The following is an 18,932-nucleotide window of genomic DNA, read 5'->3' on the forward strand; positions in this document are numbered from 1 at the left end:
TTCTCGGCACCCACAGGCTATTTTCGCCACCACCGGCATCCGCCGTTCTGAGGCGGTCGCCGCACTCCTCGCGCACGTCGACCTCGGCGCGCGAGCGATCACCGTCTGGCACACACGCGTCGTAACGGCCGGGAAGGCCCAGCCATCCGACGGCAAGAGCGAACGCTCCCGGCGCAGCCTCGCCCTCGACCGCCGGACCACGGCTGCCCTCGCCGCCCACGTCGCGAAGCTCGAGGACGAGAAGCGCTCGTTCGGTCGCAACTACTCCGACCACGGCCTGCTCTTCTGCTGGCCCGACGGCCGCCCGATCCACCCCGACACGATCACCGAACAGTTCAGCCGGCTCGTCGACCGTGCCGGCCTCCCGCATATCACACTCCACCAGGTACGTCACACCCACGCCACGATGTCACTTCGCGCGGGAGTCAACCCGAAGATCGTGAGCAAGCGACTCGGTCACGCAACCGCTGGTGGGTGCGAGGCCGCTGGCGTCCGGGGCCCGCTCCCGTCCTGGCTCGTGTCGATCCTGCGGGACCACATGGCGACGTTCGAGCTGGGCGAGGGTGGTCTCCTCTTCCCCAACGAGGCCGGCGGTGCACCGCGGCGGACGATCTTCCGTAGTCGGCACTGGCGCCCGGCCCTCGTTCGCGCCGGGCTGCTCGGTTCCGTGGTCGAGAAGGGCGACAAGTTCCAGGCCGCCTGGTCCACCGAGGACGGCCGTCCTCACCGCGAGCTGTTCGCGACTCGGGCCGCCGCGATCAAGACGGTTGCCCGGAAGCAGGCGGGCGGGCTCCGGTTCCACGACCTCCGGCACTCCTACGCCACCTGACTCGTCGACGACGGAGTCCCGCCGAACATGGTGCAGCGGGTCATGGGCCACGAACGCTCGTCCACGACGCTCGACCTCTACACCCGCCGGACCAACAACTCCGACCGCATCCTCCGGGCACTCGACGACGACCCGGCCGACGATGACGCAGACGACGACGGCGATGCTCCGCGGACCGCGTGATGCCTTTCTGATGCCTTTCCGACCCCGAACATGACGAAGGCCCTGGTCTCAGATCCGCGGTTAAGCGGCTGACCAGGGCCTTCGGCAAGTGGGCGATACTGGGATCGAACCAGTGACCTCTTCGGTGTGAACGAAGCGCTCTCCCCCTGAGCTAATCGCCCGCTGCCGTGGAGAACACTACATCACCCCAGGATCGGGCTCTTCAACCAGGTCCACCCATCGAGCCCGACCCAGCCCGCGACCAGGTACAACGCGTTGAGCAGCCACAGCGTCGCGAGGACGATCAACCCGGTCACGGTCAGCACGAGGAGCTTGACGAACAGGTTCTGCCGGCCGAGCCAGTCCGTCCAGGCGTCGTACTTGCCACGGGCGAACTGCAGGACGCGCTTGGCCCACATGAACTCGGACCCGAGGATCGCGAGGCCCGCGAAGACGATCAGCCAGCCGGGGCCGGGGTACGGGATCGCGACGATGCCGCCGATGAGCACGAGCGTGCCGATCACGCCCACGACGACGCGGTAGACGCGGAGCTGCCCGGGCTTCTCCGCGATGCGATCGCGGAACCCGGTGATCCGATCGCCGAATCGCCCGAGGGCCGACTGTGTCTCGTCCGTCTCGCTCAGGTCTCCACCTGCCCACTCGCGACCACAGCGGATGGCGAGGCCGGAGCGGTCCGGCCGGGCTCGAGGGAGATCGCATACAGGGCGAACCCGCCATCCGTGCCCGATCCTACGGATTGCGGGCCCTCGAGGTCGGCGGTGACGTCGAAGGTTCCGACGGCCTTCGGCGGGGTGTTCGCGTCCGCGAGCCCCCAGAGGACGTAGATGCGGTCGCTCGCGTTCGCCGCGAGCCCCACCGTCATCACCTGACGCTCGGCCCCGTTGACCATCACGGCCGCGACCGGCTGCGTCTGGCCCTGCGGGGTGAGGAACGCGTGCCGGGTACCCGGCCGGTCGAACTGGCTGACCATGTCCACGATGCTCTGCGCCTGGACGGTCGTCTGGTCCCGTTCGCTGCGCAGCTGGGCCGCGTAGGTGCCCAGCCCGCCGATCCCGACGACGAGGGCGAGCGCCACCGCCGCGGCCGCCAGCTTCCGGCGGGGCGTCCGGAGCCATCCTCCGCCGCGCCTGCCCCGATCACGACCGGGGCCGCTCGACGGGGTGCGCCGGGGCGGAGCGATGGGCATCCGGTCCTCGGCCGTGTCGCGCGGAGGTTCGGCGGCCGCCGGGGTGGGTGTCACCTGCGGGGTCTGCGCCGCGGCGTCGAGGATGCGGTCGCGCAGCCCGGCGGGCGGGTCCACCTGCTCGACGGCCGCACCGAGCCCGAACAGGCTCTCCTCGGTCTCCCGGACGACCGTGCGGCAGATCGGGCAGGTGGGCAGGTGCCCGAGGACCTCGATCTCCTCGTCCGGCTCGAGCGCGTGCAGGACCCAGCCGACGGACTGCTCCGCCATCGGGCACTCACGGGTGTGCGAGGTGTTCACCTGGCACCTCCGGAGATGTCTGGGGCGAACTCGCCGACGAGCGGACCGAGGACGTTGCGCAGCCGGGAGAGGCCGGTGAACATCCGGGACTTGACGGTGCCGAGGGGGACGCCGGTCAACGCGGCCACCTCCCGTTGTGTGTAGCCGCCGTAGTAGGCGAGCGCGAGGGCCTGCCGCTGCTCGGCCGGCAGCCGGCCGAGCGCGTCCCGCACCTGCCCGGCGACGACGGAGCCGAGCGCGGCCTGGTCCGCGCCGGGCCCGGGCGGGGCCGACCAGTCCTCGCCGTCCTCGGCGGCGGGCACGGTGCGGCGACGGATCGTGCTCTCGCGCCGGACGGCGTCGACCGACTTGTGGTGGACGAGCGTCAGCAGCCAGGTCCCGAACGCGCCACGGGCGGGGTCGAACCTGCCGGGGTCCTTCCAGAAGGCGAGGAACACCTCCTGGACGACGTCCTCGGCGATCCCGTCGTCCGCGCAGATGCGGCGGGCCAGGGAGAAGGCCGGGCGACCGAACCGGTCGTAGACGTCTCCGAGGGCGGTCCGGTCGCCCTCGACGACGCGACGGACCAGTTGCTCGTCGGCCGGATCGTGCCGGCGGGTACTGCTCGGCCGGTTCGGACCCCGTTCGGAGCGATCCGAGGCGTCGGCCGGTTCGGCGACTTCGGCCACCAGCGGGATCCTCACGTCTCTTCTTCGCTGCGGAGCAACGACCGGTTCAGCCTAGACGTCCTCCAGATATGTGGCTCACATTCCCGGGGGCCGTCCGGTCGTCCGCCCTGGTCGGCCCGGCGCGGGGTGGAACACACATGCACCCGTCCGGGTGACCGCCACGCGTCCACCGGACTGAGTTCGTCCCCCGACCCGTCACATCTTCGCGACACGCTCGTTTTTCAGCACGACGGACCACGAAGGACCAGAAAGAGGGACTTGAGGATGCGCGACGAGTTCATCTGCTCAACGGCGATGTTCGAACTGATCGCCCCCGACGCGCCGGTCGTGCCCGTCAAGGTGGAGCTTTCGTACTCCAGCCGGGACCCGTACGCGGTGCAGGCGTCGTTCCGGACGGGGCACGGCAGCGCGGTCGACTGGGTCTTCGCCCGGGACCTGCTCGCGGACGGCCTGCTCGGCCCGGCGGGCACCGGCGACGTGCGAGTGCAGCCGCTCCCCCATGACGAGACCCGGGTCGAGCTGGAGCTCACCTCCCCGTCCGGGCACGCGGTGTTCACCACGTGCGCCGCGACGCTGTCGGAGTTCCTGGAGCGCACCTTCGACGTCGTCCCCCCGACGACGGAGTACTCCTGGCTCGACTTCGACGACGCGCTGTCGACCCTGCTGGACGAGACCGACCGAGCCCGGGACTAACCGGGCCGGGCCTGCCGACGGGCCGCTACGGCGGCCCGAAAGCGCAGGTCGGAGGGCGTTTTCGGGACAACAGGGGGGCCGGTTTTGAACCCCCCGGAAGCCCTGCTAATGTTCTCCATGTCGCACCGAGCAGGTGCGGCCAGCACCGCGAAACACCGGTGCACATGCGGACGTAGCGCAGCTGGTAGCGCATCACCTTGCCAAGGTGAGGGTCGCGGGTTCGAATCCCGTCGTCCGCTCGGAGGAAACCTTGTGCTTTCGCCTGGTCCTCCAGGCTCTGACTCCCCGAGACGCCATCCGGGGACTCGGGCGGAGTGGCCGAGTGGCTTAGGCAAGGGCCTGCAAAGCCCTGTACGCGGGTTCGATTCCCGCCTCCGCCTCGGGCGATTAGCTCAGTGGGAGAGCGCTTCCTTGACACGGAAGAGGTCACTGGTTCAATCCCAGTATCGCCCACCAGGTCAGGCCCCGTCCGCATCAGCGGACGGGGCCTTTTGGCTTTCAGGGTGACTACCTGGGTGACTACGTCCCCGCAGTCGGGAAGATGAGGTCCATAGCTAGGGCGCGGTCCTCCAGTACCGGCCGCAGCTGGTGGCGATAGATCTGCTCGGTGACCGAACGAGATCACGGTCACACCACCCCGTGCCGGCGAGTGCGCGCACCGCGGCTTGCCGGATCCGATGCGAGGCCAACGCGGTCACGGCCCGCGCCGGCAACGCGAGCGTTCGGCGGGATCTCCGCGTCTTCGTGCCTCCGCCCGCGCGCACCGATCTCCAGTAGCCTCTCCGCGTCGGCGAGCGTGAGGGCCTTGGACGGTCGGCCGTCCTGCCCCTTCGGGGCAGCACAGAGCAGGACGACGTTCCGCTTCACCTTGTCGCGCGCCTGCACCAAGGCGAACGCGGTACCCAGGACGAGGACGGTCGGGCCGGAGACATCGAACAGCTCGTATGCGAGCAGGCACGTCGCCACACCGGCCACGGTCACCAACAGCGGCCTAGCCGGAGCAACCCGGGTGCCGGATCAGGTTGGGGGCGGGGGCGTTCGGGGCAGCGGCTCGGTGCTGAAGTTGTCCGTCCACACGGCGCGGGTGCCTGCGTCGCCGACCCGGTAGCACTGGACGGTCGCCCCGACGCCTGCGGCGAGGGCCGCGACCATCGTGACACCGGCAACCACGGTCGCCAGCGGGGAGCGGCGTCGGCCGGTGGGGGCCGTGGTCGCCCGGGTGAGCGTCTGGGTGTGTCCGGCGCCGGGCCCGGTCGTCGGCGGTCCGGGGTCCGCGCGAGCGGCGCCCTCGGCGCGAGCGGTGCCCTCGGCGCGGTCGGTGTGGTCGGTGTGGTCGTTGCCGGCGTCGGTGCGGTGGGAGGGCAGGAAGCGCTGGGCCCACACGGCGACGGCCACCACGAACAGCGCGATGGCCCAGGGCAGCATGCCGTCGCCAAGGTGGGCGTGCGCGCGTACCAGCGGCGTGATGGGAACCCGCCGGATCAGCCATTCCCCGGCGTTGATTGTCAGTTGCACGGCCCCGAGCGTGACCAGGGCGAGTATCGGGACCGCCACCCCGAGTCTGCGCCTGGCCGCCGGCCAGAACGCGGTGCCCACGACGAGCAGCGAGGTCAGGGGCACCAGCACGACCACCGCGTGCAGGAGCAGGACGTGGGCCGGTAGGCCGTTGATCTCGTACGGGATCATGGTCGGATCTCCTGGGGTGTGAAGGTGAGGAGTTCGGCGTCGAGGATGTCCGGATCCCTCACCATGTGTGCATCAACGGGAACGCGGTCACGGTCCTATGCGGCAGGCTCGATCGAGCTACCGGGCCGTGAGCGATCGGCCCGTGCGCACCCGCCTTGGATCACGGTCCGGCACCCCAGGGGACGTCGGATCCGCGCTGCTCCCACCGCTATAGAACCCCGGCAGGCCGGCAACGATTCAGCGTGCAATGCCGGACCACCCGCCTGCGCGCTTCGACCCCCGAAGGACGCACAGGGACTGAAGCAGGGATACCGCGAACGCGAGGGATGCCACTCCGACCGAGCGACGCATGCCGCCTACAGAAGGCAAGCACGTCGATGCCTGTCTCGTCGCCCAGTGCTGGTCGTGCAGCTGGAAGGCGCGCCCCCTACCGATGGCCGCTTGACCACATGGGGTTCGGCCGCGGCCGGCTGGGTCCTCGGGAGACCGGGCAACTTGAGATTCCAAGATCATGCCCTGGAAGGATCGTCGCCCGCCGACAGCCCGGCGGGGCCATTGCATGTGCACGCCCTGTTTCCGGGGAACCACCCCGGCGGGTCATCAGTGCGCCCCGCCCGTCTCCAGCGCCACGACGCCGGCGATCACCGCGACCAGCCCGGCGACCTGCACCCACGTCAGCGTCTCTCCCAGGAACGTCGCGCCGATCAGGGCGATGAGCGCCACACCGACGGCCGACCAGATCCCGTAGGCGACGCCGATCCCGAGTCCGCGCACCAGCACCTGCGACAGCATCGCGAACGCCGTGACGTAGCCCACGACCACCACGATCGACGGGACGAGCTTCGAGAACCCCTCGGAGAACCGCAACGCGACGGTCGCGGTCACCTCCGCGGCGATCGCGCCCGCCAGGAACATCCAGACCACGACTTCTCCTCCTCGACGGCCCGACTCCGTCCGGACGACTGTCGCAGAAGCCCCGCCCGGGCTGACCGGCGTCATCCCCTTTGTCCCGGCCGCCGGGGAAAGCGTCTGGACATCTGTCCAGAAAATTGGTGACATCGCCGCCATGGAGCCTCCCCTCTGCGGCGACGCGTTCTACGCTGCACCGATGGCAGACACGCCGGGATCGAGCTTCACCGTCGAGGGACAGCTCTGTTTCGCCCTGCACTCGGCCTCACGCGCGATGACGGGGTGCTATCGGCCACTGCTCGAGGCCGTCGGGCTCACCTACAGCCAGTACTCCGTGATGCTGGTGCTGTGGGAGCACGGCACGGTCACGCTGGGCCGTCTCGGCGAGCAGCTGTACCTGGACAGCGGGACGCTGTCCCCGCTGCTCAAGCGCCTCGAGGCGCAGGGCGTGGTGACGCGGCGGCGGCGGCTGGACGACGAGCGGATCGTCGAGATCCGCCTGACGACCGTGGGCGCGGAGCTCGAGGCGAAGGCCCAGGCGGTTCAGGGCCGGGTCGAGGAGGTCACCGGCCTGACGGCGCTCGAGCTCGCCACCCTGCGGGACGACCTGCAGCGCCTCGCCGCCCGGCTCCGGGCGGCGGAGATCGAGCCCGAGTCCGCGGCCGGCTGAACTCGCCGCCGCCCCCGCTCTCTCACTGCAGGGCGAGCGTGCGCAGAACCTGGCGCGCCGCGTCTCCCCCGGACTCCACGGCGAGCCGCACCGCCCCCGGGACGTCCAGGTCGTTCAGCAACGCGCCGCGGACGGCGGCGACCGCGGCCACCGACCCGTTCCGCGTCCCGGCCGCGACGTAGAGCCCCTCCAGCAGCGCCTCGGCCTGTTCCAGGGCGTTCGGGGTGTAGTCCCAGGGCTGTGCCCACGCCCGATCCAGCAGCATCAGCCGGACGGCCGCGCCCGAGGACCCCCGCAGCAGGTCCCCGACGAGCACCAGGTTCCCCGTCGACTTCGCCATCTTGACGCCGTCCCGTCCGACAGTCCCGGCGCGGACCTCGCGCCGCACGAACGGGCCGCTCCCGGTGGCCGCGGACGCCATCGCGCCCTGGTAGGCGTGGTGCGGGAACTCCAGGTCCGCCCCGCCCACGAGCACGTCGACGACGCCGCCGAGCGTGGCCAGCGCCATCGCCGCGCACTCCGCGTGCCAGCCCGGTCGGCCGCGGCCCCAGGGGCTCGGCCACGCCGGGTCGCCCTCGCCGGAGGGCCGCCAGACCGGGACGTCGAAGGGGTCGTCGCGGAGGGGGTCGTCCGGCTGGTCGCCGTTCTCGGTGAGCAGGGCCAGCGCCGCGTCCCGGTCCCGGCCCTCGGCGACGCCCGCACCGCGGAAGTAGACGAACCCGTCGCGCTCGTAGGCCGCGCCGGCCGCGAGCAGGGCCATCGCGAGCCGGACGACGTGGGAGACGTGGTGCCGGGCGTGCGGCGCGTGGGTCGGCGGCCGGACGTGCAGGGCCGCCATGTCCCGGTCGAAGTGGAACTCCTGGGTCAGCCCGAACTCGTCGAACCGCCGGCCGCGCTCGGCGGCGGTGCGGGTGAGCACGTCGTCGACGTCGGTGACGTTGCGGGAGACGACCGTGTCCACCCCGGCCATCCGCATGACCCGCCCGACGACGTCCGCCCAGACGAAGGTCGAGGCGTGCCCGAGGTGCGTGACGTCGTAGGGCGTGATGCCGCACACGTAGAGCCGGGCGGGGACGGTCAGCGGCAACGGCGTGCCGCCGAGGTGCAGGACCTCGCCCGGGTCCGTCACCGCGCCGGGACGGAAGCCGTGGTCGTCCGGGGAGAGGCCGAGGGAGGTCATCATGAGAATCATCCTTCTGGTTCGACGACCAGCCGCGCTACCGCCGCCGCCATCCGCCGCGAGCCGACGGCCGTCGGGTGGAAGGGGAAGGCGTCGTCGAGCCCCTTCAGATCCGGCCCCTGGTCCGTCGGCCCCTCCGTCGTCTCGCTCCTGTAGCGATCCAGCATGGGCAACGCGGGCGCGAAGGTCATTCGGGCGACCGTGCGACATGGCGATGAGAAGGCTCTCCACGACCGAGGCCGCGTCCCTGGTTCCGGGCCGCGGGCCTCGGGTGCGGCGGGGTCAGGCCGTCAGGTCGTAGACGGTCTGGCTGCCGACGGTCGTGGCGGTGAAGTTCGCCTCGACCCAGGCGGCGATCCGGCTGCTCGTGCCGTCCGCGCTGCCGCCGGGGCCGCCCTGGCCGCCACCGACGTAGTAGTGGATCTGGCCGTTCGCGACGTACTGCTGGAACTGCTCGAGGGTCACGGCGGAGTCCGAGCCGCTCCAGCCTCCGAGGGACATGACGGCGGTGCCGGAGGCCAGCTCGAGGCCGGCGGCGGACTGGGAGGTGCCGACGGCCGCGGACCAGGTGGAGTCGGTGGCGCTGAGCAGGGCGGTCAGCTCCGCGCCGGCCTCGCCGCCCATGCCGCCTCCGCCTCCCGGGAAACCGGCGGTCCGGTCGGTCCCGGCCGAATCCGCGGTCCCGGTCGTGGAGCCGGGAAGTGCCGGCGCGGTGCCACCGTCGGGGCGCTCGCCACCGTCACCCGTGCCGCCGGGACCGCCCGTGCCGCCCATCCCGGTGGACGTCGCGGTGGACGTCGCGCCGACCGACGGGATGCTGCCCGTGTGGGCGACCGACGCCGTGGCGACCGCGTACGCGCTGGTCCCGACCAGGCCGGTCAGCATCGCGGCGACCGTTCCGACCAGCAGGATCCTGCTGAGCCTGCGGGTGCCGGCCAGCAGGCCGACCACCCCGAGCACGGCCAGCCCGGCGACCATCCAGCGGACCCAGGCGTAGGACTCGGAGCTGCCCGCGAGGAGCACGAAGGACCAGACCGCGGTGGCGGCGACCATCAGCGCGAGGGTCGCCCGCGCCAGGACCCGATCGCGGTGCCGCCACAGTTCGCGGCCGCCGATCGCCAGGGTCCCGGCGATCCCCGAGGCCAGCGCGACGGTGTAGTAGGGGTGCATCGTGCCGCTCATGTAGCTGAACACCAGGGCGGAGACCAGCATCCAGCCGCCCCAGAGGACGAGGCCGGCGCGGACCTTGTCGGTGCGCGGGGGGCGTCGGGTCAGCCACAGGCCCGCGACCAGCGCGATGAGCGCGGCCGGGAGCAGCCACGAGATCTCATGGCCGATCTCGCCGGTGAACATCCGGGTGATGCCGGTGGCGCCGCCGAAGGAGGTGTTGTCGCCGCCGCCACCGCCGTTGCCCCCGAGCAGCCGGCCCAGGCCGTTGTAGCCGAGGGCGAGCTCGAGCAGCGAGTTCGTGGTGGAGCCGCCGATGTACGGCCGGCTCGCCGCGGGCCAGATCTCGACGAGCGCGATGAACCAGCCGGCCGACACGACCATCGTGACGACCGCGCCGAGCAGTTGCAGGATCCGGGTCCGCAGCCGCGGGGTGCCCGCGATCAGGTAGACCAGGGCGAACGCCGGGACGACCAGCAGCGCCTGGCCCATCTTGGTGAGGAAGGCGAACCCGATCGCCATGCCGGCGAGCAGCAGCCACCGCGTCGACGAAGTGGTGGTCGTGGCGTCCACGGCCCGGGAGACGAAGTACGCGCCGGCCACCATCAGCAGGACCAGCAGCGCGTCCGGGTTGTCGAAACGGAACATCAGGACCGCGGCGGGGGTGAGCGCCAGCGCGGCGCCCGCGAGCAGGCCCGCACCGGGTCCGGCCGAGCGGCGGACGGTCGCGTCCAGCAACCCGACGGAGGCGACGCCCATCAGCGCCTGCGGCACCAGCAGGCTCCACGAGGAGAAGCCGAAGATCCGCGCGGACAGCGTCATCACCCACAGCGCCGCCGGCGGTTTGTCGACCGTGATCGCGTTCCCGGAGTCCAGCGACCCGAACAGCCAGGCTTTCCAGGACTGCGTGCCGGCCTGGACGGCGGCGGCGTAGAAGTCGTTGGCGTAGCCGGAGGCCGAGAGGTTCCACAGGTAGAGGGCCGCAGTGCCGGCCAGCAGGACGGGCAGTGCCGGGCGTGCCCAGCGGGGCCGGTCGGACGGGCCGCGGAGCGGTGTCCCGGCCCGGCCGGGCCTCTCCGGCGGGCCGGAGTGTCGGCCGGGTGGGGCGCTCGCCTGCGCGTGGCGCGGCGCGGACGGCACCCGGGGCGGGGTCACGGTGCTCACGAAGGTCTCCCAGGGGGTGGTCGGGGGTTCCTCCGTACTGTCCGTTCCGGCCCTGGCCCGTCCTTGTGGCCCTGCTGTGCGACTCCTGTGCGGCCAATCCTGTGCGGGCGATCCTGTGCGTGTCAGCTCCGGCGGATCGCCTCGGTCACCCCAAGCAGGTGGAGCGGCAGCGTGGCCGGGTCCAGCAGACCCGCGCGGAGCCAGACGCACAGCTCGTCGACGTCGTCGGCGGTCTCCAACGGGCCGACCCGCACGGCCGCACGGACCGGGCGCTGCCGCTCGTCGCAGGGCTGGACCTGCACGAACGTGCCCTCGGGGTCCGGCGGCCTTTCGCTGGCAACGAGGATCCCGTGCCGCGTCGCGCGGACCGCGGCAGCGAGTTCGGCCGCCAGCAGCGCGTCGAGCGGGGTGCGGGACGCCGTGCTGCGGACGGCGACGAAGCCGGTGGTGTGGAGCGGGACCGTCACGGGAATCCCCCTTAGTCGGTAATGGTTATCATTGCCGAAACTAGCAGCCAGCTCGTCGAGGAGGAACCCTGATGCAGCCGAACATCCACCCCGGCTACGGACCCGTCGTCTACCAGGACAGGAGCACCGGTGAGGCGTTCCTGACCCGTTCGACCGCCACCTCCCGGGAGACGATCGAGTGGCCCGACGGGCAGACGTATCCCCTGGTCCGCGTGGACATCACGGCGGACTCGCACCCGTTCTGGACGGGCGCGACCCGCGTGCTGGACGCCGCCGGCCAGGTGGAGAAGTTCAACCGCCGCTACGGGCGCCGCGGCGGGCGGTGACGCCGCCCGGGGCCCACGCCGGCGGGCCCGGTCGTCGCGTGCCGGTCAGCGCGCGGCGGCCTCGCTCGCAGGCGCCGCGTAGGGCTCCGGACCCTCCGGGACCGGGAGGATCTGCCGGGGCAGGAGGTCGGTGACGGGCATGCCGTACCGCTCCTCGCGCGGCTTCCACTCCCGCGGATAGCCGAGGGATGCCTCGACGAACCGGACGCCGTCCTCGTGGAGGACGCGCGGGATGTGCAGGTGTCCGTAGACCACCGTCGACGCCCGGTACCGGACGTGCCAGTCCGCCGTCGCCGTCGTCCCGCACCAGAGGGCGAACTCCGGGTAGCGGAGCACCCGGGTCGCCAGCCTCGTCATCGGCCAGTGGTTGACCAGCACCGTCGGCAGCTCGGGATCGATCTCCGCCAGCCGCTTCTCGCTGTACTCGACGCGGGCCGCGCACCAGGCCTCCCGGGACGAGTACGGGTCCGGGTGCAGCAGGTGCTCGTCGGTGCAGACGACCCCGGCCTTGTAGGCCGCCTCCAGTCCCTCGGCCACGGTCGTGGTGCCCTCGGGCAGGAACGAGTAGTCGTAGAGCAGGAACAGCGGCGCGACGGTGACCGGTCCGCCGGCGCCGCGCCAGATCGGGAACGGGTCCTCCGGGGTCAGCACCCAGCTTCCCGGCAGCGCTCGACCAGATGCCGGTAGCGGCGCTCTCCCCGCAGATCGACCGGATCCTTCGTGCGCGTCCAGAGCTCGTGGTTGCCCGGAACCCAGATGACCTGGGCGAACCGCTGCGCCAGCACCGCGAGCGTGCCGACCGTGTCGTCCACCCGCTCCGCGACATCCCCCGCCACGATCAGCCAGTCCCCCGGGTCCGTGGGGTGCAGATCCTCCGCGAGCGAGCGGTTCTCGGGGTACCGGACGTGCAGGTCGCTGACGGCGAGGAGGCGGGCGGGCACGTACCAGTCCTACCGGACGAGCTGAGAATGTTCTGAATCCGAGCCCTGGGCAGAGCTAACTTACTCGCGGTAGCGTTTGCGGGACGACGACGTTCAGGAGACTGGCATGGCGGGTTCACGGGGTGCACGACGAGGGATCCGGTGGGTGCTGCGGCACGCGCTGATCCGCCGGGTGCTGCGCAAGGAGGTCGCCGCGGGGGACCTCGGCGCCCGGCTCATGGCGGATCCGGTGCTCATCGCGAACCCGTTCCCGCACTACGACGAGCTCCGCGCCCAGGGCGCGATCGTCAAGTCCGGGCTCACGCTCACCACGGCGAACCACGAGGCGTGCACGACGATCCTGCGCAGCCAGGACTTCTGCGTCGAGATGCGGATGCCGGAGAACCTGCCGAGCGCGGTCAGGGTGCTGCAGCGGATGGGCGGGAGCTGGGCGCTCGGGCCGGCCCAGCCGCCGTCGATGCTGGCGACGGACCCGCCGGACCACACGCGTTACCGCAAGCTCGTGACCAGGGCGTTCAGCGCCAAGAAGGTCGCGGCGCTGCGAGACCGGACCGAGGAGATCGCCACCGAGCTGCTCGACGAGCTGGCCGGCCGCGAGCAGGCGGACCTGATCGCGGACTACGCGGCGCTGCTGCCCGCGACCGTCATCGCCGAGGTGCTCGGTGCCCCGATGGAGATGCGCGAGCAGTTCCTGGAGTGGGGCGAGGGCGCGGCGCTCTCCCTCGACGCCGGGCTGAGCTTCCGGGACTTCCGGCGTTCGGAGCGCGACATCGACGCCCTGCACGCCTGGATGCTCGGCCACTTCGAGACCCTGCGCCGCTCCCCCGGCGACGACATCCTCTCCGCCCTCGTCACCGCGCACGACGAGGACGGGCGGCTCTCCGAGGACGAGCTGTCGAGCATCGCGATGCTGCTGCTCGCGGCCGGGTTCGAGACGACGGTGAACCTCATCGGCAGCGGTTCGGCGCTGCTGATCGACCACCCGGACCAGCTCGCGATCCTGAAGGCCGAGCCCGAGCGCTGGCCGACGGCGGTCGACGAGATGCTGCGCCTGGAGTCCCCGGTGCAGCGGACCGGCCGGGTCGCGCGGGCGGACACCGAGGTCTGCGGGCGTCCGGTGAAGCGGGGCTCGCTGATCGTCACGCTGCTCGGTGGTGCGAACCGGGACCCGGCGGTCTTCACCGACCCGAACCGCTTCGACGTCACCCGGCACAACGCCGGGGAGCACGTCTCGTTCTCCAGCGGGCTGCACTACTGCCTCGGGGCGGGGCTGGCGAAGATGGAGGGCGAGGTCGCGCTGCGGGCCCTGTTCGACCGCTTCCCGGACCTCGGCGCGGCCGGGGCGCCCACCCGTCGTCCCACGCGTGTGCTGCGGGGGTACGCGTCGCTGCCCGTGGCGCTGAACAAGGCGAGCGTCCCGGCGTGAGGTCCGCTCGTGCCGATGATCTCGCCGCCGCCCGGTTCCTGTTGCTCACCACCTTCCGCAAGGACGGCACCCCGGTCCCGACGGCGGTCTGGGCCGCGCCGCTCGACGGCGGCGAGATCGGCGTCTGGAGCGCGCCGGACGCCGGCAAGGTGAAGCGGATCAGGCGCAGTGGCACCGTCGAGATCGGCGAGTGCGACCGCCGCGGGAACCCCACCGGCCCCGCGGTGCCCGCCACCGCCCGCATCCTGGACCCGGCCGGGACCCGTTCCGTCCTGGCCGCGATCAACCGCAAGTACGGGATCGCGGGGCGGCTGGCCACGGGCGTGGCCCGGCTGCGCCGTGGCAAGGACGGGGCCGCGGGGCTGGCCATCACCCCGGGCTGACGCAGGCAGGTGGCCAGCCGAACCGGCACCGCCGTCCGCGTGACCTCCCATTGCGCCGGCCAGGTGGTCTTCGGACGGGCCGGATGACGGAACGCAACGTCGTCCGATCGGCGAGCGAGCTCACCTGTATCCGGCGCCGGGGGGCGGCGACCGGGAACGGGGGTTCTCCACATGCGTTCGAAGAAGATCGTCACGCCCGGCCGTGGTGAGCGGTGAGCGGGCTCGGGGGCAACTCGCTGGGCCCGCTCGACGATCCGGCTCGCAAGACGGCGGTGAACAAGTACTTTCGCCGGAGGCCTGATCCGGCCGACCGGTCGCGAGCCCGGTTGATGCTGTGGCTGGCGCTGTTCCTGGCCCTGTTCGCGGGGGCTGCTCTGGCGCTGTCCGGGAACGTGCTCGCCGCCGTCATCCCGGCCACCGCCGCGCTGATGTTCCTACTGCTGGGACTGCAGGCCCGCGCCGTCTACTGGCGCGCCTTCCACAAGGCCGAGCCCAAGCCGACGGACGGGCAGATCGACGACACGTTCCGCGAGGACCTCGAACGCGCGGCGAACCGGGCGATGGAGGTGTTCGGCCTCCACGACTCGCATCTCGTCCTCCACAGCGCAGACGTCCGGCCGCCGGGCGGGCCGCGGCCGTTCGCGGACCAGGGTGCCGGCCCGATCGTCGTGTTCGGTCCGGCCAAGGGCGCCAAGGCCAGGGAGGGCATCGACCGGATCTGGCGCTTCAGCCACTACGACGTCCTGGTGGTCTGCCCGACCGAGCGGCATCTGGGTGTCGTGGTCTCGCGGCTCGATCTCGCGTCGGGCCGCCGCAAGGACGAGAACACCGACGAGTTCCACTACGGCCACATCGTCGCCGTGACGACGCGGACGAAGCCCGTCGCGGACCTCGTCACGTCGGTGGTCACGTTCTGGGGCTACGCCGACACCTACAGCATGACGCTCGCCCGGGAGCTACAGGTGATCGTCGCCAGCGGTGACCGCACCGGGATCGTCGTCGGGGTCGACGAGCGGCCCGGGCAGCCCGCCGTCCTGCAGTCCTCGGGTATCGACTACGCGCTCGCACAGCTGCGGAACCTGCTGGCGCACAAGCGGTGGGAGCAGCGCAACGGCGCGTGGACTATTCGCTAGCCAGCGCCACGCCGAAACCGAGGAGCGCCGTACCCGTCACCGCGTCGACGGTGCGCCGGACCCTCCGGCGGCTGAGCCAGTCCCGGACCCGGTGCACGACGAGCAGCAGCAGGCCCAGCCACACCGCGCCCAGGATCCCGACCGTGTAGGCGAGGATGAGGGCGTCGAGGGTCGTGGTGACGCCCGGCGTGAGGAACTGCGGGAGCACCGACAGGTACATGACCAGCACCTTCGGGTTGGTCACGTTGGACAGGAAGCCCTCGCGGAACCGGCGGAAGCCGGCCCCGCGGCGGCGCGCGACGTCCTCCACCGCGGAGTAGTCCCCGCGGATCGCGCCCCGGAGCGCCTGCACGGCGAGGACGGCCAGGTACGCGACGCCCGCCCAGCGCAGGATCTCGAACAGGACCTGCGAGCGGGCGATCAGCATGCCGAGCCCGAGTGCCGCGGCGGAGCCCTGCACCAGGTTGCCGACGAGGATCCCGGCGCCGGCGAGCACGCCGCCCCGCCGTCCGCCGGCGAGGCCGTTGCGGAGCAGGACGAGCGTGTCCGGCCCGGGCGCCACCACCAGCAGGACGGCGATGATCAGGTACGTGCTGTAGGTCCCCCAGGTCACCCTGCGGACGCTACCCGGCGGTCCGGCGCGGTGACAGATCTCGGCACGCCCACCGGGGCGTCCCCGCGCAGCGTCACCCGGTGCATGACCCGGCGGGCGTCGCCGTAGTCCCGGTTCGCGTAGTGGGCGGTGGCGCGGTTGTCCCACATCGCGACGTCGCCCTCGGCCCAGCGGTGCCGGACGAGGTGCTCGGGCTTGGTGAGGTGGGCGAAGAAGAGGTCGAGCAGGTGGCGGCTCTCGGCGTCTGAGACGCCCGCGATCCGGGTGGTGAAGCCCGGGTTCACGAAGAGCGACCGCCGGCCGGTCTCGGGGTGCACGCGCACGACGGGGTGCTGCACCTCCTCGAGCGCGGTGAAGGTCTCGCCCTCCCAGTCGCTGCCGCGCCCCTGCCGGCGCTGCGCGAGGTAGTAGCCGAAGTCCCGGGAACCGTCGTGCACCGCGGTGAGCTCGTCCGCGAGCCGCTGCACGGCCGGCGAGAGCGACGCGTACGCCAGCTCGAGGTCCGCCCAGCTGGTGTCGCCGCCGTTCGGCGGCAGCGTGACGGCGCGCAGGATCGAGCCGAGCGGCGGCCGCTTCACGAAGGTGACATCGGTGTGCCAGACGTCCGCGTAGCCGTCGTCCGCGCTGTCCAGGGCGTAGATCTCGGTGTGCGCCTCGTCGATGCCGGGGACGACGGGATGCGACGCCGTCAGGTCGCCCATCCGGTTGCCGAGGCGGATCTGCTGGTCCGGGTCCAGTGTCTGGCTTCGGAAGAACAGCACCTTGTGCTCCGTCAGCGCGGCGCGGACGGCGGCGACCTGGGCGTCGTCCGCGGTGGCGAGGTCGAGGTCGTGGACCAGGGCGCCGAAGCGTGGGCCGAGCAGTTCGAGGTTGAGCGGACCGGTGGAAGAAGGCCCGGTGGAAGAAGGCACAGCGGAGAGCGGGGACATGCGGGTGCTCCTCGTGGACGTGTGCCCGCGGCAGCACCGGCGCGGGGAGGTGGGCGCCGCGCTGCGCGGGGATGCGGTCGTTCGGTCTCGGCCTGTCGGGCTACCGACAGACCGCCGACCGGGTCCGGCACAGGTCCACGTGCAGACGCGCCACGAGCCGGAGGTCCACGAACACCCCGCGATCGTGTCCGACGACCCCCGGTCTCCGCAAGGCGCCGATCGAGGGCTCAGCGCGAGCTGGAGGAGACCGCCGCCCCGGTGACCAGGCTGATGATCGCCAGGCCGATGACCAGGTGGATGACCGCCGTCGCGATCCGCACCGTCCAGGTGTCCTCGTTCAGTAGCGGGAGCACCGCGGCGACCGTGGTCAGCAGGCCCCCGATCCACCCGAAGTAGGCCATCGGGCTGGGCGTGCTCAGCAGCAGGACGTGGGCCAGGCCCGTCGCGGCCAGCGCGGCGATCGCGGCGAGGCTGCACAGCAGGATCGTCCGCGAGTCCCCGACCGGCCCGGAGTTGATCGGCGCGAGGTACGGGATCTGCAGCAGGACCCGCACGATCAGCAGCCCGACGAGCCCGATCAGCGCCGCGACGACCGCCGTCGCGACTCCGCCCGACCAGAGCCGGCCGGCGTTGACCACCGGCCCGCGCGGCGGCTCGGGTCGGTAGGCCTCCGGCTGGGCCCGGCCGCTTCCCGGGTCTGGTCGCCCCAGTCGTCCTGTTCCTGCCAGCCGCCGGCCATGGTGTGTGTCCCCGTCCTGGATCGCGTGCGGGCGCGGCGGAGCGGTTCCGTCCTGCGCCGTGGTGTTCGAGCGTCCCGCACCTGCCGCCGGGATCGTGGCAGGACGCGCCCGGGACCGCCCGGCGGGGTGAACCCGGAGCGGGCCACCACCGGTTCGTGATCGCTGCGATCCTCACCCGCCGCGGTCGGGACGACAGGCAGGTGGCGCTCGGAACGAGCATGCAGGCTCAGCCGCCCAGCGCGTTGAGCGCGGCCGCGGCCTGGTCGTGCACGGACTTCAGCCGCGCCTCGGCGAGCGCGCCCTCCTCGATGCCTTCGGTTCCCATGTGCCCGGCGGCGTAGCGGGTGTAGACACCCGCACCGATGCAGGCGGAGCGCCAGCGGGCGAACGCGAGGAAGTAGTCCAGGTCCGACGCGATCCGCTCGCCCCGCCCGGAGCGCTCCGCGTAGCGGGCCACCACCTCGTCGGCCTCCGGCCACCCGTCCAGCACGGTCGGACCGGACGTGATCGCGACGTCGGTGTCCCCCGGGCGTTCCCAGGACGCGATCAGCCAGCCCAGGTCCGCGAGCGGGTCACCGAGCGTGGCCAGCTCCCAGTCGAAGATCGCGCCGATGGCACCGTCCGGGCGGAAGGAGAGGTTGCCGGGCCGGTAGTCGCCGTGCGCGATCCGCAGCTCGGGGTCGTCCGGCATCCGGGCGACGAGCTTCTCGTGCACGGCGTCGATCACGGACAGGTCCTCCACGGCCGACGCGTGCACCTGCCGGTGCCAGCGGCGCAGCTGGCGTTCGAGGTAGCTGCCGGAGCGTCTGAGGTCCCCGAGCCCGACCTGCTCCGGGTCGACCCTGTGCAGCTCGGCGAGCACGTCCGCGCAGGCCAGGCCCGCCGCGTGCCGGCTCTCGACCGGCATGGCCGCGCCCGCCTGCGGGTCGCCGGGGACGACGCCGTCGACGAAGCCCATGACGTAGAAGTCCGCGCCGATCACGTCGTGGTCCGAGCAGAAGGCGACGGCCTGCGGGACCGGGACGGGCGTCGGGTCCAGGGCGGCGATGAAGCGCCACTCCCGGCCCATGTCGTGGGCGGTGGCGAGCACCCCGCCGAGCGGCGGGCGGCGCAGGGCCCAGGATTTGCCCGCGCCGTCGACGATCCGGAAGGTCAGGTTGGAGTGCCCGCCCGAGAGGCGCCGCACCTCGACCGGCCCGTCCCCCACCCTCACCTCGGGGACCTCGGCGGCGAGCCAGCTGGTGAGGGCCGCCGCGGGCACCGGGTCCGTCGTGATCTCCGTCGATCCGCTCATGGGGACATTACAACCGTTCAGGAGGCCGCCATGGGCGTGCTGTGCCTC

Annotated in this window: 22 protein-coding genes, 4 tRNA genes and 2 pseudogenes; 12 read left to right on the forward strand and 16 right to left on the reverse strand. The window is 72.2% G+C overall.

All coding sequences use genetic code 11. The features are described 5' to 3' along the window. Nucleotides 1–37: 37 nt before the first annotated feature. From WBK50_RS35310 to WBK50_RS22160, 3 genes and pseudogenes are all read left to right on the forward strand, one after another. A pseudogene (locus tag WBK50_RS35310) lies at nt 38–403 on the forward strand (tyrosine-type recombinase/integrase); the annotation flags it as partial. 114 nt (nt 404–517) lie between these two features. Next, nucleotides 518–829 carry a hypothetical protein gene (locus WBK50_RS22155; RefSeq protein WP_341337443.1) on the forward strand — a complete coding sequence of 104 codons (312 nt, stop codon included), beginning with the start codon at nt 518–520 and terminating at the stop codon, nt 827–829. Nucleotides 830–856: 27 nt separating this feature from the next. Continuing rightward, nucleotides 857–1,012 (forward strand): hypothetical protein, encoded by a 156-nt coding sequence (locus WBK50_RS22160; protein ID WP_341337444.1) that lies wholly within the window; start codon nt 857–859, stop codon nt 1,010–1,012. 89 nt (nt 1,013–1,101) lie between these two features. On the opposite strand, the gene WBK50_RS22165 is transcribed toward WBK50_RS22160, so the two are convergent. From WBK50_RS22165 to WBK50_RS22180, 4 genes are all read right to left on the reverse strand, one after another. Then, nucleotides 1,102–1,173, reverse strand: a tRNA-Val gene (locus WBK50_RS22165). 21 nt (nt 1,174–1,194) lie between these two features. Then, nucleotides 1,195–1,635, reverse strand: coding sequence for a TIGR02611 family protein (locus tag WBK50_RS22170; protein ID WP_341339476.1), 441 nt, complete (start codon nt 1,633–1,635; stop codon nt 1,195–1,197). Next, nucleotides 1,632–2,495: an anti-sigma factor gene (locus tag WBK50_RS22175; protein ID WP_341337445.1), complete on the reverse strand. Its 864-nt coding sequence runs from the start codon at nt 2,493–2,495 to the stop codon at nt 1,632–1,634. Before WBK50_RS22175 ends, WBK50_RS22170 begins: the two co-directional genes overlap by 4 nt. Continuing rightward, on the reverse strand, nt 2,492–3,163 hold the full coding sequence (locus WBK50_RS22180; RefSeq protein ID WP_341337446.1) for an RNA polymerase sigma factor: 672 nt from the start codon (nt 3,161–3,163) through the stop codon (nt 2,492–2,494). The genes WBK50_RS22175 and WBK50_RS22180 overlap by 4 nt, the downstream gene beginning before the upstream one ends. 264 nt (nt 3,164–3,427) lie before the next feature. Between WBK50_RS22180 and WBK50_RS22185 the strand changes: the two genes are divergently transcribed. The 4 genes from WBK50_RS22185 to WBK50_RS22200 all read left to right on the forward strand — a co-directional run bounded on the left by WBK50_RS22185 (nt 3,428) and on the right by WBK50_RS22200 (nt 4,312). Continuing rightward, entirely contained in the window at nt 3,428–3,856 is a 429-nt protein-coding gene (locus WBK50_RS22185) for an SsgA family sporulation/cell division regulator (protein WP_341337447.1), read from the forward strand. Between the two features lie 166 nt (nt 3,857–4,022). Further along, nucleotides 4,023–4,095: transfer RNA gene (locus WBK50_RS22190), tRNA-Gly, on the forward strand. Nucleotides 4,096–4,164: 69 nt separating this feature from the next. Beyond that, nucleotides 4,165–4,236 (forward strand) — tRNA-Cys (locus tag WBK50_RS22195). A 1-nt stretch (nt 4,237) separates the two neighbouring features. Next, nucleotides 4,238–4,312: transfer RNA gene (locus WBK50_RS22200), tRNA-Val, on the forward strand. 171 nt (nt 4,313–4,483) lie between these two features. Here the strand turns inward: WBK50_RS22200 and WBK50_RS22205 are convergent. From WBK50_RS22205 to WBK50_RS22215, 3 genes are all read right to left on the reverse strand, one after another. Beyond that, nucleotides 4,484–4,837 carry a hypothetical protein gene (locus WBK50_RS22205; protein ID WP_341337448.1) on the reverse strand — a complete coding sequence of 118 codons (354 nt, stop codon included), beginning with the start codon at nt 4,835–4,837 and terminating at the stop codon, nt 4,484–4,486. A 36-nt stretch (nt 4,838–4,873) separates the two neighbouring features. Beyond that, nucleotides 4,874–5,542 carry a hypothetical protein gene (locus WBK50_RS22210; protein ID WP_341337449.1) on the reverse strand — a complete coding sequence of 223 codons (669 nt, stop codon included), beginning with the start codon at nt 5,540–5,542 and terminating at the stop codon, nt 4,874–4,876. Nucleotides 5,543–6,142: 600 nt separating this feature from the next. Next, nucleotides 6,143–6,457: a DMT family transporter gene (locus WBK50_RS22215; protein WP_445942386.1), complete on the reverse strand. Its 315-nt coding sequence runs from the start codon at nt 6,455–6,457 to the stop codon at nt 6,143–6,145. A gap of 193 nt (nt 6,458–6,650) precedes the next feature. Here WBK50_RS22215 and WBK50_RS22220 point away from each other — a divergent pair, with 193 nt between their 5' ends. Continuing rightward, the gene (locus WBK50_RS22220; RefSeq protein WP_341337451.1) at nt 6,651–7,121 is read left to right on the forward strand and encodes a MarR family winged helix-turn-helix transcriptional regulator; all 471 of its coding nucleotides are present in this window, start codon (nt 6,651–6,653) and stop codon (nt 7,119–7,121) included. Between the two features lie 22 nt (nt 7,122–7,143). Here the strand turns inward: WBK50_RS22220 and WBK50_RS22225 are convergent, their stop codons facing one another. The 4 genes from WBK50_RS22225 to WBK50_RS22240 all read right to left on the reverse strand — a co-directional run bounded on the left by WBK50_RS22225 (nt 7,144) and on the right by WBK50_RS22240 (nt 11,099). Next, nucleotides 7,144–8,304, reverse strand: coding sequence for a cysteine--tRNA ligase (locus WBK50_RS22225; RefSeq protein WP_341337453.1), 1,161 nt, complete (start codon nt 8,302–8,304; stop codon nt 7,144–7,146). 5 nt (nt 8,305–8,309) lie between these two features. After that, a complete protein-coding gene (locus WBK50_RS22230; protein ID WP_341337454.1) occupies nt 8,310–8,492 on the reverse strand; it encodes a hypothetical protein in 183 nt (60 codons plus the stop codon). A 91-nt stretch (nt 8,493–8,583) separates the two neighbouring features. After that, a complete protein-coding gene (locus WBK50_RS22235) occupies nt 8,584–10,632 on the reverse strand; it encodes a glycosyltransferase family 39 protein (protein WP_341337455.1) in 2,049 nt (682 codons plus the stop codon). Between the two features lie 122 nt (nt 10,633–10,754). After that, nucleotides 10,755–11,099, reverse strand: coding sequence for a hypothetical protein (locus WBK50_RS22240; protein ID WP_341337456.1), 345 nt, complete (start codon nt 11,097–11,099; stop codon nt 10,755–10,757). A 71-nt stretch (nt 11,100–11,170) separates the two neighbouring features. On the opposite strand from WBK50_RS22240, the gene WBK50_RS22245 reads away from it, so the two are divergent. Next, nucleotides 11,171–11,425, forward strand: a complete 255-nt coding sequence (locus tag WBK50_RS22245) for a type B 50S ribosomal protein L31 (RefSeq protein WP_341337457.1) — start codon at nt 11,171–11,173, stop codon at nt 11,423–11,425. A gap of 45 nt (nt 11,426–11,470) precedes the next feature. Here WBK50_RS22245 and WBK50_RS22250 read toward each other — a convergent pair. Further along, nucleotides 11,471–12,366: pseudogene (locus WBK50_RS22250) on the reverse strand (metallophosphoesterase family protein). Between the two features lie 106 nt (nt 12,367–12,472). On the opposite strand from WBK50_RS22250, the gene WBK50_RS22255 reads away from it, so the two are divergent. The 3 genes from WBK50_RS22255 to WBK50_RS22265 all read left to right on the forward strand — a co-directional run bounded on the left by WBK50_RS22255 (nt 12,473) and on the right by WBK50_RS22265 (nt 15,308). Further along, on the forward strand, nt 12,473–13,792 hold the full coding sequence (locus WBK50_RS22255; RefSeq protein WP_341337458.1) for a cytochrome P450: 1,320 nt from the start codon (nt 12,473–12,475) through the stop codon (nt 13,790–13,792). Continuing rightward, nucleotides 13,789–14,175, forward strand: coding sequence for a PPOX class F420-dependent oxidoreductase (locus WBK50_RS22260; RefSeq protein WP_341337459.1), 387 nt, complete (start codon nt 13,789–13,791; stop codon nt 14,173–14,175). The genes WBK50_RS22255 and WBK50_RS22260 overlap by 4 nt, the downstream gene beginning before the upstream one ends. A 212-nt stretch (nt 14,176–14,387) precedes the next feature. After that, entirely contained in the window at nt 14,388–15,308 is a 921-nt protein-coding gene (locus WBK50_RS22265; RefSeq protein ID WP_341337460.1) for a hypothetical protein, read from the forward strand. On the opposite strand, the gene WBK50_RS22270 is transcribed toward WBK50_RS22265, so the two are convergent. From WBK50_RS22270 to WBK50_RS22285, 4 genes are all read right to left on the reverse strand, one after another. After that, the gene (locus tag WBK50_RS22270; RefSeq protein ID WP_341337461.1) at nt 15,298–15,921 is read right to left on the reverse strand and encodes a LysE family translocator; all 624 of its coding nucleotides are present in this window, start codon (nt 15,919–15,921) and stop codon (nt 15,298–15,300) included. The genes WBK50_RS22265 and WBK50_RS22270 overlap by 11 nt on opposite strands. Next, a complete protein-coding gene (locus tag WBK50_RS22275; protein ID WP_341337462.1) occupies nt 15,918–16,850 on the reverse strand; it encodes a TauD/TfdA dioxygenase family protein in 933 nt (310 codons plus the stop codon). Before WBK50_RS22275 ends, WBK50_RS22270 begins: the two co-directional genes overlap by 4 nt. A gap of 227 nt (nt 16,851–17,077) precedes the next feature. Continuing rightward, a complete protein-coding gene (locus WBK50_RS22280) occupies nt 17,078–17,488 on the reverse strand; it encodes a DUF6069 family protein (protein WP_341337463.1) in 411 nt (136 codons plus the stop codon). Nucleotides 17,489–17,816: 328 nt separating this feature from the next. Further along, nucleotides 17,817–18,884 (reverse strand): phosphotransferase family protein, encoded by a 1,068-nt coding sequence (locus tag WBK50_RS22285; protein ID WP_341337464.1) that lies wholly within the window; start codon nt 18,882–18,884, stop codon nt 17,817–17,819. Nucleotides 18,885–18,932 lie beyond the last annotated feature (48 nt).

It is taken from the genome of Pseudonocardia sp. T1-2H (assembly GCF_038039215.1).
GTDB lineage: Bacteria > Actinomycetota > Actinomycetes > Mycobacteriales > Pseudonocardiaceae > Pseudonocardia.